Origin of the sequence: Lentzea sokolovensis (assembly GCF_033949975.1) — a bacterium.
Classification (GTDB): Bacteria; Actinomycetota; Actinomycetes; order Mycobacteriales; family Pseudonocardiaceae; genus Lentzea; species Lentzea sokolovensis.
In genome coordinates, this window is the sequence record NZ_JAXAVU010000018.1 from 243592 (window position 1) to 255195 (window position 11604).

Below are 11604 nucleotides of genomic sequence, written 5' to 3' on the forward strand. Positions count from 1 at the left end.
GTGGTGGCAGCTGGAGGAAATGTGACCGTGGCGGGTGAAGCCGGGTTACTCGAACTGATGGCCGGGCGACTGGCCAAAGACGATCTCACCCCACGAGCGGCAGAACTGGTGCTGGCGGCGTGCCGGGGCGATGGTGCGCTGGACCGCGCCCTCGCCGGCGTGCCCGATCAGGAGGGCGCCCCGCGGGAGCAGACGGACGGCCCCGGTCACGGGATCTACCTGTCGGAGATCCGGGTGCGCGGTTTCCGGGGCATCGGCCCCCAGGCACGCCTGCCGCTCGCGCCTGGTCCTGGCCTGACCGTCGTCACCGGTCGCAACGGCTCCGGCAAGTCGAGCTTCGCCGAGGCCGCGGAACTGGCGCTGACCGGCTACAACGCCCGATGGACCCGTGCGCGGCACGACGTGTGGCTGCAGGGCTGGCGCAACCTGCACCGGCCCGACACCGCCGTCGAGCTGGACCTCGTCCAGGCCGCGCGACCGGGCAGGACGACGATCCGAAGACGCTGGGCGCCGCAGGAGGACCCGGCACAGGGCGAGTGGACGCAGGACGGCGAGCCGTTCGACGACCGCAGGTGGCACGACGCACTGGAGACCTACCGGCCGTTTCTGCCGTACAGCGAACTGGGGACCGTTCTCGACGCACAGCCGGAGGACCTCTACGAGGCGATGCACCGCCTTCTGGGTCTGGAGGCGATCACCGAGGCGCAGCAGTCGCTCGCCGAGCACCGCAAGCGCCTCGCGGAGATCGTCGCCCGCCCCTACGACCGGCGGGAACGGGTGCGCGCCGCACTCGCGGCCTCCGCGGACGAACGCGCCCGCCGTGCCGCCGAACTGCTCGGCAGCGACTCCCCCGACCTCGACGCGATCGCGGACCTCGCGCTCAGGGCCGACGTCGGCAGCGGAACCAGCCTGCTGCACCAGATCGTGGACATCACGCTGCCGCCCGACGACGAGATCGACCGGGTCCGCGAGACGCTCGACCTGGCGCTCGGCGCGGTGACCGCGGTGGCGACCGCCAACGCGCAGGACTCGTTGCGCTGCAGCGAGATACTGCGGCTCGCGATCCAGCTGCAGGAGTCCGGCGGCACCGAGTCGTGCCCGGTGTGCGACCTCGGCCGGCTCGACAACCTGTGGCTCGGCAAGGCCAAGCAACGCGCCGAGCACCTCGCCAAGGCCGCCGCGGACCTGCACGAGGCCGCGGACCGGCTGGACGTGGCGGTCGCGGCGACCCGCGCGTTGTGCCAGCCGGCACCGGACGTGCTGGTCGAAGCCCAGGACATGCTCGACACGACGGCCGTGCTGCAGGCGTGGCACGCGTGGGAGGCCTGCGTCTCGTTCGACGACCCGGTGCGGCTGCGCCAGGAGATGTTCGACCGTTACGCGGAGCTCGTGCTGGCCGTGGAACAGCTGAAGTCCGTGGCCCGCGAGCAGATCGACCGGCGCGACCTGGTGTGGCGGCCGATGGCGATCGCGTTGTTCGAGTGGCATTCCCAGGCACAGCAGGCGTTGGAGGATTCCGAGGGACTCGCCGACGTGACGGAGGCGGAGAACTGGATCCGCAAGACCGCGGCCACCCTGCGGTCCGAGCGCATCGCGCCGTTCGCCAAGGAGTCGCAGCGGATCTGGCAGCGGTTGCGCCAGCAGAGCAACGTCGACCTGGGCGCGGTGCGCATGGGCGGCGCCCGCAACGTCGAGCTGGACGTGTCGGTCGACGGCGCCTCCAACTCGGCGCTGGCGGTGATGAGCCAGGGAGAACTGCACTCGCTGGGACTGGCGCTGTTCCTGCCACGCGCGATGGTGGACGAGAGCCCGTTCCGGTTCGTGCTGATCGACGACCCCGTGCAGGCGATGGACGCGTCCAAAGTGGACGGTCTGGCGCAGGTGCTGGCGGACGTCGGGCTCACCCGCCAGGTCGTGGTCTTCACGCACGACGAACGACTGGTGGAAGCGCTGCGGCGGTTGCGGCTGAGCGGCACCGTCTGGGAGGTCTGCCGCAGCGAGGGATCCGTCGTGCAGGTGCGGATGTCCGACGACGCCGTCGGCCGATGCCTGAACGACGCCCGCGCGATGCGCACCGACGAGGACCTGCCGGAGACGCTGCGGGCGGAGCTGGTGGCGTCGTGCTGCCGGACCGCCCTGGAAGAGGCGTCGCATGCGAGGTTCCGGCGCGAACGGCTCGGGCGCGGGATGCCGCACGCCGAGGTCGAACGCGTATTGGAGTGCGCGTTGACGACCAGGCAGAAGCTCGCACTGGCCGTGCTCGACGACTTCGCCGAACCGGCGAAGCTGTTGCCGCATCTGGAGGACGTGGTCGGGTCATGGGCGGTAGATCTGCTGCAAGCGTGCCGCGTCGGCGGGGAGAGCGGGGATCTCGACGTGCTGATCCGCGACACGGAACTGCTCGCGGGATGGCTACAGCGATGACCCTCCCTTCGGACGTGCAGGACCGGCTGACCTGCGTCGCGAACCTGCTGGCACGCCCGGACCAGCTCGACGGCGTGCGGATCCGTTGCTGCGCCGAACTGTTGCGCACTGCCGTGGAACGGTCGGTGGCGCGCGCTTGCGGCGCCGAGAACACCGACCAGCCGGTGCACGCGCTGCTGGTCAGCCTTCCGTTCCACGCAGACCCCGATGTGGCCTACGACGCCTCACAGCTGTGGCACGCGCTGAGCCGCGCGATCCGGCACCACGGCTACGAACTCACCCCCACCGTCGCGGAACTGGTCGGCTGGCACGCCGACACCGCGGCCGTGAGCGAGGCGCTCGGCCTGCATTTGACCTTGTCCGGCACCATCGAACTCACCTGAAGGCACCGGTGAAACTGCTGCTGTTCGCGGACCTGCACCTGGACACGCGCTTTCCCAGCGCGGGCCCGGAGCGGCGTCAAGCCCTGCGCGACACCCTGGGTCACATCGTGGACCTCGCCCGGGAGACCGGCGCCGACGCGATGCTCTGCGCCGGCGACCTGTACGAGCACGATCGCTGTTCCCCTTCCACCGCCGCGTTCCTGCGGTCGGCGTTCGACTGCTCGCTGCCGGTGTTCCTGGCGCCGGGCAACGACGACTGGTACGGGCCGCAGTCGGTCTACCAGCAGGTGGACTGGACGCCGAACGTGCACGTGTTCTCGTCGGAGTCGCTGACACCGGTGGAACTCACCGACGGCGTCACGCTGTGGGGCTCCGCGCACGTCGGACCCGGCCCCGCGCGGGACGTCCTCGACGGCTTCGCGGTGAACCGCGGCGGCGTGAACCTGGCCCTGTGCCACGGTTCCACGCCCGGCGACGTCGCGATCACCGGGCTGGACCACGCGTTCCTCGGGCACGTGCACACGCCGGAGCACGCCGCCGACTACACGTTCCCGGGCAATCCGGATCCGCTGACACCGGGTGAGACCGGCGAGCGCGGGGCCGTTCTGTGCACGGTGCGCGAGGACGGTTCGGTGTCGCGCGAGGTGTTCGACGTGTCGGCGTCGCGGTCGCTCGGCTGGCTCGACGCCGAGCGGACGTTCCCGTTGCTGGACTTCGACACCGTCGCCGCGGAACGGACCGTGCGCGGCCAGTTCGTGCGCGACGTGCTCGCGGATCCTTCTTTGGACGTGGCCCTGCGCGGCCGCGTGCTGTCGACCGGCCTGCGGGCGTTGGAGGAACGTTGAGGATCGAGTCCGTCACCGCGCACGCGTTCGGGCCACTGCACGATCGCACGCTGCCGTTGGCGCCCGGTCTGACCGTGGTGTCGGGCGTGAACGAGTCCGCGAAGTCGTCCTGGCACGCCGCCATCCGCGCGGCTCTGTGCGGTGAACCGTCGGCGCGGCACCGTCCGTGGACCGGCGAGTCCTGGCGGGTGGCGGCGATGGTGTCGCTGGAGTCCGGCGAAGTCGTCGCGGTGGACCGTGATCTGAACGACGACGCGGCCCCGGACGTCTCGCTCCGGCTCGGTCTGGACCGCACGTCGTTCGCCGCCACCGCGTGCGTGGACCAGGCGCAGCTGCTGACCGTGCTGGACGCGGCGAACGGCCTGCAGGACCACTTGCGGCGCGCGGCGGCCACCGCGGGCACGGACGGCACGGTGGAGCAGGCGTTGCAACGGCTGACCGCGCCCGTCGACGCGTTGCGGGACGCGCGAAACCGCTTGCGCGAGGCCGAAACCGACCTGACCGCGGCTCGCCAGGAACACGCCCGTTATCTGGAACTGAGCACGCAGGCCCGTTCCGCCGCCGCGGCTCGTGCGCGCCTGGCCGTGCAGGAACACGCGGCGTCGCTCGACGCGCTTTCCGCTCGGGTGACGCGGCTCAGCGAACTGCAGGAGCGTTTCGGCGACTCGCCGCCGTCCGGACTGGCCGCGCAGGAAGAGCTGACCCAGGTGGTGAACCGCGCGCTGGCCGCGTGGCGGGCCGCGCCGACCCCGCGTGCGCTGACGGGCCCGTCCGCGGCAGCGCTGGAGGCCGAACTCCGGGCCCTGCCGGACTTCCCGGTCGGCGAGACCGCGCTGGACGACGAACTTCGCGTCGTGGCCTCGGCCTACGCGACCGCGTCCGCCGTGGCCGCCGCGCACAACGAACGCCGGCCGTCACCGCGGACCACCGCCGAACCGTCCGTGCTGCGCGGCCTGGCCACGCGTCTGGACCCGGCCGCCGGCGCCCGCCTGACCACCGCGTCGATCGACGTCGACACCGCCCGCGGTCACCAGGACGACGCCGCCGCCTGCGCGGCCCGCACCCAGGTCGAAGCGGACGTGGCGGCGACCCGCGTGCAGGAGATCGCGGTGCCGAACCCGTTCCTGCGCAACGCTTTGCTGGCCCTGAGCTGCCTCACGAGCCTGGTGGGCGTGCTGCTCTTCTTCACCGGCCAGCAACTCGCCTCGATCGGCGTCCTCATCGCAGCGCTCGTGGCGGGCGTCGGCGGCGCGATGTCCCGCGGCAACGCGGCCCAGCGCGAGATCGCCATCGCCTTCGCCGCCGACCGCGCGACCGCCGCCGCCCAGGCACGAAGCGTGCTGTTCACCGCGGACCGCACCCTGGCCGAGGCCGAAGGCCAGCGAGCGGTGGCCGTGGAAGCCGCCCGCGTCCACGACTCGGCCGTCGCCGAGTGCGCGTCGCTGGGCGTGCCCGCGGACCGCGAAACGTTGTGGCGCCTGGCGAATCGCCCCGCCTGGGAGGCCGAGCACGCCGACCTGGTGTCCGAGGTGGCACGCACCGAGAAAGCGATCCGGGTGGAACTCGCCGCACGCGGCAAGGTGGACGCCGCGATGCCCGTGCCGGACCTGCTGGTGGACTACGAGACCGACTGCAAGGTGCGCGCCCGCCAGGCGTTGATGGCGGCGCATCGCCCCCAGTTGTCCCAGACCCTGGCAGACCGCCGCCAGGCAGAGGCCACCGTCGCCGAGGCCACCGCCGCCCACACCCGAGCCCTGGTCCTGCTGCGCGAGGCCGTGACCGCGATCGGCCGCACCGGCGAACGCCCGGAGGACCTCCTGCGCGCGATCGCCGAGTGGCAACGCGGCTGGGACGACCTCCTGCGCGAGGCCGAGGACGAACGCAAGGCGTGGGCCGAACTCCAGTCACTGCTGGCCTCGGGAACCCAGGACGACCTGGAAACCACCCTCTCCGCGGCCCAGACCCACCACGCCACCCTGCTGGAAGCAGCCCTCCGCTACGCGGCCTGCGCCCCGGTGGACCCGTCCCTGGCCGCGTCCGCGGACTCGCTGGCCGCGACCGTCGCGGAGATGGCCCGCTCACTGCCGAGCGTCCCGGAAGCCGAAGAAGCCGTGCAGGTGGCCACAGCCGCGCTGGCCGAGGTGACCGCCGAGGTGGAGGCCATCAACCTGGCCTCCCGCTACCTGACCGCGGCCCGCGAGAAGGTGCACAGCACCATCGCCCCAGCCCTCGAAACCACACTCCGAACCTGGCTGCCCGCGATCACCGACGGCCGGTACGTCGACGCCGCCGTGGACCCGTCAACCCTGACCGTGCGCGTGTGCGCGGCCTCCGAGTCGTGGCACCAGGCCGCACACCTGTCCCTCGGCACAGCCGAACAGATCTACCTGCTGCTGCGCGTCGCCCTCGCCCAGCACCTCGCCTCCGAGCCGTGCCCGCTACTGCTGGACGACGTCACCGTGCAGGCCGACGACTCCCGTACGCGCGCCCTGCTCGATCTGCTGCTGCAGCTGTCCGCGGACCGGCAGATCGTGCTGTTCGCGCAGGAGGCCTCGGTGGTCGAGTGGGCTCAGGAGCGGCTGGGTGAGCGGGACGTGCTGCACCAGCTCATGCCGGTGGCGGCCTGACCAGGAGAAGGGCCGCGGGTGCGGTGCTCTGGGCGACATCGCCCGGGGCACCGCACTTTCACGTCTTGGCCGGTCTCTCCGACGTGAACTGCGCATCGGCGTTCTGTCAGAAAGCCTGTCCGCGGCATCACCATGGCGATGCCGAACATCACCCATGTCGCGCCTTGCACATCCCGTCGACACCGCATTCGGGACGCCACCTGCAGTTTCCCGGAAATGTCAGACCCCGTCGCTACCGTCGGCCCATGACCAACGCCGCCTTCCGCAAGCTCACCCCCACCACCGGCGAGAAGCTCGCCGACCTGGGCCTGCGCCTCGCGATTCTGGACCGCGCGATCGCCGCGGGTATCGACGCGCGCGCCGCCTCGCCACCGTTCGGGCCGACCAACGCGCCGGGCCTGCTCGACTGGATCCACCGGGTGGGCACGCTGCGCCGGCTTCTCGCGGCCGAGGGGTGGCAGCGGCTCGACCACTGGAACGCGGGCCTGATCCAGCACCCCTCCCGGCCGATCCTGCTCGGCACGTTGCAGGGCAATCGCGGCACGGGGTCGCCGGACGCGCCGTTGCGCAGCGACTACGCGAAGGGGCCCGCCATCGCGGCGATGATGCGGGACAACGACCACGACCAGTTCGCGCTGTTCGAGAACATGCGCAGCGAGGGGCTGAAGTTGTGGTTCCTGGTGACGTATCCGCTGCAGTTGGAGGATCGGCTCGTGGTGTTGCGCGAGGTGTCGCAGCCGGAGCCGACACCGCAGAACCAGATCATCGAGCGGTGGGCGCATCGGATCCCGTTGCCGCCGATGGAGTTCCCGCAGCGCAGGACACCCAATGTGGATGGTCCGGAGGAGGTGGACTTCCCGATCGCGCTCCGGCGCTGAGCCACGGCAGGAAGCTCGACGGTGGCGAGGCCTCCGAACCCCAGGCCACGCACTGCCAGAGGACTTCGCCCGGCTGATACACGTCGACCGCCAGTGCAACGAGCCCGTGACCAGGTCGAACTGCCGCAGCGCGCTGATCTGACCGGTGCACCAGGACCCGCGTGGCATCGCGACGGTCCAAGAGCGACAATGGCCGGATCATGCTCACGCCCTCGCGACTCACGCTCGCCCGCACCCGGCGCGGACTCACCGCGGCCGAGCTGGCGCGGAAGTCGGGCGTGCAGGCGCGGGCCATCGGCGAGTACGAGCGCGGGTTGCGCAGGCCCAAGTCCGTCGCGGTCGAGTCGCTGGCGGGAGCACTCGGTTTTCCGGCCGAGTTCCTGACCGCGCCGGAGCCTCCGCAGCCGCAGAACGCGCCCCACGACGCTCAGGCGACGGCGGCGGCGCAGCTCGCGATCGAGTTCAACGGCTGGCTGGAGCGGCTGTTCGTCCTCCCCCAGCCCTCACTGCCGCCGCCGCGGACGTCGCCGCAGGGCACGCGCGACGCGTGGCGGCTCGCTGCCGGGCCGGCGCCGAACATGGTTCAGCTGCTGGAGTCTCGTGGTGTGCGGGTGTTCTCGCTGCCGGTCGACTGCGTCGAGCAGGAAGCCTTCTCCTGCTGGCACAACGGAACTCCGTTCCTGTTCCTCACGCCGACGGCGACGCCGGAGCAGGCGCGGTTCGACGCGGCCGTCCAGCTCGCCGTGCTTCTCGGGCACGACGAGCCGCACGAGTTCGCCGCCGAGTTCCTGATGCCCCAGCGGCAACTGCCCGGCACCGACCACCGGCACTGGCACGTGGGCAGGGACCAGTTCACGAAATGGGCGAACGTCCACAGCCTCGCCCAGGGCGGCATGACGCGCCGCGAGACCTCGAAACTGCTCACCAAGGTGTTCAAGGTCCTCCGCGAGAACGGCACACCGCCGTTGCACGTGGCCAAGGAACTGAATCTGGGCCTCGAAGAACTCAACGGGCTGGTGTTCGGGCTCGTGCTGACCGCCTTGCCGGGTGGCGGGGAACCGGGGCCGAGAGGACGCGCGCGCCTCACGCTGGTCCACTGATCGATTCTGGTCACGGGCTGGAGTTCCCAGTTCGTCGTACTAGGCCAAATGAGCGAACTGTGAAACGCATCGTCCGGCATGCCCGACACTGAGAGTGACGGGAAGCCGAGTCGTGAGGATGCCCCATGACGATGCAGCAACGCACAGAACCTTCGCCTGCCGCAGTCCTGATAGCCGTTGCCGTGCTCGCGCTGGTTCTGACCGTTGCTTTCGGCCCACTGGGCTTCGTCCTCGGACTCGCGCTGTTCGCGTTGATGTTCATCGGCACCAAGCACAGCTCGGCCGAGCAGATCGCCCCGTCACGCACCCGCTCACGCCTCCGTCGCCTGTCCACGGCCGGGCGGGTGGCGATCGTCGGCGAGGCTCACCACCAGGACGCCATCGCTGAGATCGCGATGCTCTCGACGCTCGATCTCAACGACGACAGCTCCGTCCCCGCGACCGCGGTGCTGGTGCCGGAGCCCGCCAGCCGGCACGACCGTGCGGCGGTGCGGGTCGACCTGCTGCGCGGCGACGGCACCGCGACCACCGCGGGTTATCTGCGCAGCGAGCAGGTCGTCGACTACCAGCCACTTCTGCTCGAACTGGCCGAGCGCGGCGAGATCGGCTCGTGCCCGGCCCGCATCATCGGTGGCAGCCAGCCCTACAGCGTGCACCTGCATCTCGGCGTGCCGCGGCTACTGCTGCTCGACCACGAGGCACTCGGTACGGCTCCGACGCTGCCCGCTGAACAACAGGTCGCCGTCATGGGCGAGAGGGCCCATCAGCACGTGCTGCACCGTGTCGTGAACGGCCGCACTCCCGTTCACGTGATCGCCGAGCTCCGCGACTGCCGGATCGCTAGAGGCTCTCACACCGGTGAACACACTCTTGAGGTGTTGCTCGAAGGCGAGAGCATCGGCCAGCTCACGTATGCGATGGGCCTTCGCTACTGCGACATGGCGCAGGAGTGGCGCGCCCGCACGGGGCGCGCGCTCTGCGAAGCCGTCATCACCAACGAGGGCACGCGCGGTCTTCAGGCGAACTTGCTGCTGCCCAGGTAGTCGGCGAACGTCCGCGGCGCACGGCCGAGGACCCGCTGCACACCGTCGGACAGGTGCGCTTCTTCTCCCGTGCGGATGCGCACGAGCAGCATCGTGACGAGGCCCGCGGTCTCGTCCGGGTAGCCGAGCCCCCGCAACGCGGCGGCGAACTCGTCCGGCTCGATGTCGTTGTACAGAACGGGCTTGCCCGTCACCGCGACGATCCGCGCCAGCATTTCGGCGAACGACAACGCCTCGGGCCCGCTCAGGTCGTAGGTCTGCCCGTGGTGACCGGGTTCGGTCAGGGCGACGACGGCGACCTCGGCGATGTCCGCGACGTCGATGAACGGGTGGACGCCCTGACCGGCGGGCACGGCGAGCTCGCCGTGCTGCACGGGCTCGGCGAACAGGTCTTCGTCGAAGTTCTGCATGAACCAGGTGGGCCGCAGGATCGTCCACTCGGCGCCCGAGTCCTTGATCGCTGCTTCGAACGGATCGTCCTCGGGAGCACCGCGCATCGACAGCAGCACGAGCCGGGTGACGCCGGCCTTCACCGCGACGGTCACGAACTCCGCGAGCTGCGAGGGGTTGTCCGGCGGCACGACGTAGACCGCGGTGGTGCCGGCGACCGCTGGTTCCCAGGTGTCCGGGGCCGACCAGTCGAACGTCGTCGACGCGGAGCGCGACGCCGGTCGGGCGGCGGGGCCGAGGAGGGCGGTGACGCGGCGGCCGGTCTTGCCGGTGGCGCCCAGCACGAGGATGGACGAGGTGTTGACTGCGCTCGATGTTGACATGACTAGAGCTAATCAACGTTGACGCGGACGATCCATGCCTCAACAGCCGCCATCCTTGCTCGTTCGTCCACGTGATAGTTAGTGGGTCATGAGTCAGCGTGATCTCGTGGACCTGAGGGACGCCTTGCGCGCGTTCGCCGCTGCCCGCGACTGGGACAGCTACCACACGCCCAAGAACCTGGTGATGGCGTTGTCCGGGGAGGTCGGGGAGCTGACCGACCTCTTCCAGTGGCTGACGCCGGAAGAGGCGGAAGACGCGATGAAAGACCCGGAACTCGCGTGGAACGTGCGAGACGAGCTCGCGGACGTGATGCACTACCTCACCAGGCTCGCGGACAAGCTCGGTGTCGATCTGATCGAGGCCTCGTTCGCCAAGATCGAGCGCAACGAGCGACGGTTCCCGACCGGGAGCCTGACCCCCGTGCCTGTCGAGAAGGGTGAGCTGTGAGTCTGCAGAACGTGCACGTCCTGCACGTGCACCAAAAGGTCACGTTCATGGTCAACCGCTACGAGGTCTTCGCCGACGACAACGGCAAGCCCGGCGGGCAGGTCGGCTTCGCCGAACAGAAGAGGCTCAAGATCAAGGAGCGGATCACGATCTACACCGACTCGTCGAAGAGTCAGGTGTTGTTCGAGTTCAACGCTCGCAAGGCGATCGACCTCGGCAGCGGCTACGACGTGACGGACGCGAACGGGCAGCGGATCGGGTTGTTCCGCAAGGACTTCGCCAAGTCGCTGCTGCGGTCGACCTGGCACCTGGAGCAGCCGGGCCTGCCCGCGGTGACCGGGGCTGAACGCAACAAGTGGCTGGCGGGCTTTCGCCGGCTGTGGCAGTGGATTCCGTTCATCGGAGACGCGCCGTTCCCCATGCGGTATCACTTCGACTTCGTCGCGGAGAACGGCGCTCCCGTGTTCAGCGTCGACAAGAAGACCTGGGTTCGTGACCACTACCTGGTCACCGTCCAGGATCCTGGCGTCGATCGCCGGCTGGTCATCGCCCAGGCCGTGGCGCTCGACGCGCTGCAGTCCCGCTAGAGGTACGTGAGCAGGAGGAGGATCAGGCACACCAGCAGCACGACGCCGAGCACCGCGGGCAGGACCGACTGCGAGGACGGCGCGGGCTCGCGGGCGTGCCTGCCCCGCCTCCTGCGCGCTCGCCACCGCAAAGGTGCCTCCCCTGCCCACTGCTCGTTCATGACGATCACGGTAGGGATCGGGAAGCCGGGCTTGACTCGTGTCACCCGCTCGCCGGGGCGTCATCACCCGGACAGCCGCTCAATGAACACGGCACCACTTGCACGAAGGCATGGAAAAGAACGTGAAAAAGCCCTGCGGGGAGCGCTTGTGGCGCTCAACCCGCAGGGCAAATTAAGTTCGGCGGCGACCTACTCTCCCACACCGTAACCAGTGCAGTACCATCGGCGCAGAAGGGCTTAACTACCGGGTTCGGAATGGGACCGGGTGTTTCCCCAACGCTATAACCACCGAAACACTATGAAATTACAACCTGAACCCCGAGCCGGCAGGTCAA

The 11604-nt window shown here is 70.0% G+C and carries 11 protein-coding genes and 1 rRNA gene; 9 read left to right on the forward strand and 3 right to left on the reverse strand.

Translation table 11 applies throughout. The annotated features are described in order from the left end of the window. Nucleotides 1-21: 21 nt before the first annotated feature. The 7 genes from SK854_RS46595 to SK854_RS46625 all read left to right on the forward strand — a co-directional run bounded on the left by SK854_RS46595 (nucleotide 22) and on the right by SK854_RS46625 (nucleotide 9300). Nucleotides 22-2424 carry an AAA family ATPase gene (locus tag SK854_RS46595; protein WP_319981629.1) on the forward strand — a complete coding sequence of 801 codons (2403 nt, stop codon included), beginning with the start codon at nucleotides 22-24 and terminating at the stop codon, nucleotides 2422-2424. Further along, nucleotides 2421-2807 carry a hypothetical protein gene (locus SK854_RS46600; RefSeq protein WP_319981630.1) on the forward strand — a complete coding sequence of 129 codons (387 nt, stop codon included), beginning with the start codon at nucleotides 2421-2423 and terminating at the stop codon, nucleotides 2805-2807. Before SK854_RS46595 ends, SK854_RS46600 begins: the two co-directional genes overlap by 4 nt. An 8-nt stretch (nucleotides 2808-2815) precedes the next feature. Then, nucleotides 2816-3652, forward strand: a complete 837-nt coding sequence (locus tag SK854_RS46605; protein WP_319981631.1) for a metallophosphoesterase family protein — start codon at nucleotides 2816-2818, stop codon at nucleotides 3650-3652. Next, complete coding sequence (locus SK854_RS46610) at nucleotides 3649-6279, forward strand: AAA family ATPase (RefSeq protein ID WP_319981632.1); 2631 nt, start codon at nucleotides 3649-3651, stop codon at nucleotides 6277-6279. The genes SK854_RS46605 and SK854_RS46610 overlap by 4 nt, the downstream gene beginning before the upstream one ends. Before the next feature lie 245 nt (nucleotides 6280-6524). After that, nucleotides 6525-7157, forward strand: a complete 633-nt coding sequence (locus tag SK854_RS46615) for a hypothetical protein (protein ID WP_319981633.1) — start codon at nucleotides 6525-6527, stop codon at nucleotides 7155-7157. Nucleotides 7158-7357: 200 nt separating this feature from the next. Beyond that, a complete protein-coding gene (locus SK854_RS46620; RefSeq protein ID WP_319981634.1) occupies nucleotides 7358-8257 on the forward strand; it encodes an XRE family transcriptional regulator in 900 nt (299 codons plus the stop codon). A 125-nt stretch (nucleotides 8258-8382) separates the two neighbouring features. Next, on the forward strand, nucleotides 8383-9300 hold the full coding sequence (locus SK854_RS46625) for a hypothetical protein (protein ID WP_319981635.1): 918 nt from the start codon (nucleotides 8383-8385) through the stop codon (nucleotides 9298-9300). Here SK854_RS46625 and SK854_RS46630 read toward each other — a convergent pair. Further along, entirely contained in the window at nucleotides 9273-10073 is an 801-nt protein-coding gene (locus SK854_RS46630) for an NAD(P)H-binding protein (RefSeq protein ID WP_319981636.1), read from the reverse strand. The genes SK854_RS46625 and SK854_RS46630 overlap by 28 nt on opposite strands. 88 nt (nucleotides 10074-10161) lie before the next feature. Here SK854_RS46630 and SK854_RS46635 point away from each other — a divergent pair, with 88 nt between their 5' ends. After that, a complete protein-coding gene (locus SK854_RS46635) occupies nucleotides 10162-10521 on the forward strand; it encodes a nucleotide pyrophosphohydrolase (protein ID WP_319981637.1) in 360 nt (119 codons plus the stop codon). Then, nucleotides 10518-11108: an LURP-one-related/scramblase family protein gene (locus SK854_RS46640; RefSeq protein ID WP_319981638.1), complete on the forward strand. Its 591-nt coding sequence runs from the start codon at nucleotides 10518-10520 to the stop codon at nucleotides 11106-11108. Before SK854_RS46635 ends, SK854_RS46640 begins: the two co-directional genes overlap by 4 nt. Here SK854_RS46640 and SK854_RS46645 read toward each other — a convergent pair. After that, the gene (locus SK854_RS46645; RefSeq protein ID WP_177230081.1) at nucleotides 11105-11269 is read right to left on the reverse strand and encodes a hypothetical protein; all 165 of its coding nucleotides are present in this window, start codon (nucleotides 11267-11269) and stop codon (nucleotides 11105-11107) included. The two genes, SK854_RS46640 and SK854_RS46645, sit on opposite strands and share 4 nt — an antisense overlap. 176 nt (nucleotides 11270-11445) lie before the next feature. Then, nucleotides 11446-11562, reverse strand: a 5S ribosomal RNA gene (rrf, locus tag SK854_RS46650). Nucleotides 11563-11604: the final 42 nt, after the last annotated feature.

Excerpts from the sequence above, each read along its gene's own strand:
- SK854_RS46630 (WP_319981636.1), bottom strand. The coding sequence starts at position 10,073 with ATGTCAACATCGAGCGCAGTCAACACCTCGTCCATCCTCGTGCTGGGC.
- SK854_RS46625 (WP_319981635.1), top strand. The coding sequence starts at position 8,383 with ATGACGATGCAGCAACGCACAGAACCTTCGCCTGCCGCAGTCCTGATA.
- SK854_RS46645 (WP_177230081.1), bottom strand. The coding sequence starts at position 11,269 with ATGAACGAGCAGTGGGCAGGGGAGGCACCTTTGCGGTGGCGAGCGCGC.
- SK854_RS46615 (WP_319981633.1), top strand. The coding sequence starts at position 6,525 with ATGACCAACGCCGCCTTCCGCAAGCTCACCCCCACCACCGGCGAGAAG.
- SK854_RS46635 (WP_319981637.1), top strand. The coding sequence starts at position 10,162 with ATGAGTCAGCGTGATCTCGTGGACCTGAGGGACGCCTTGCGCGCGTTC.
- SK854_RS46620 (WP_319981634.1), top strand. The coding sequence starts at position 7,358 with ATGCTCACGCCCTCGCGACTCACGCTCGCCCGCACCCGGCGCGGACTC.
- SK854_RS46600 (WP_319981630.1), top strand. The coding sequence starts at position 2,421 with ATGACCCTCCCTTCGGACGTGCAGGACCGGCTGACCTGCGTCGCGAAC.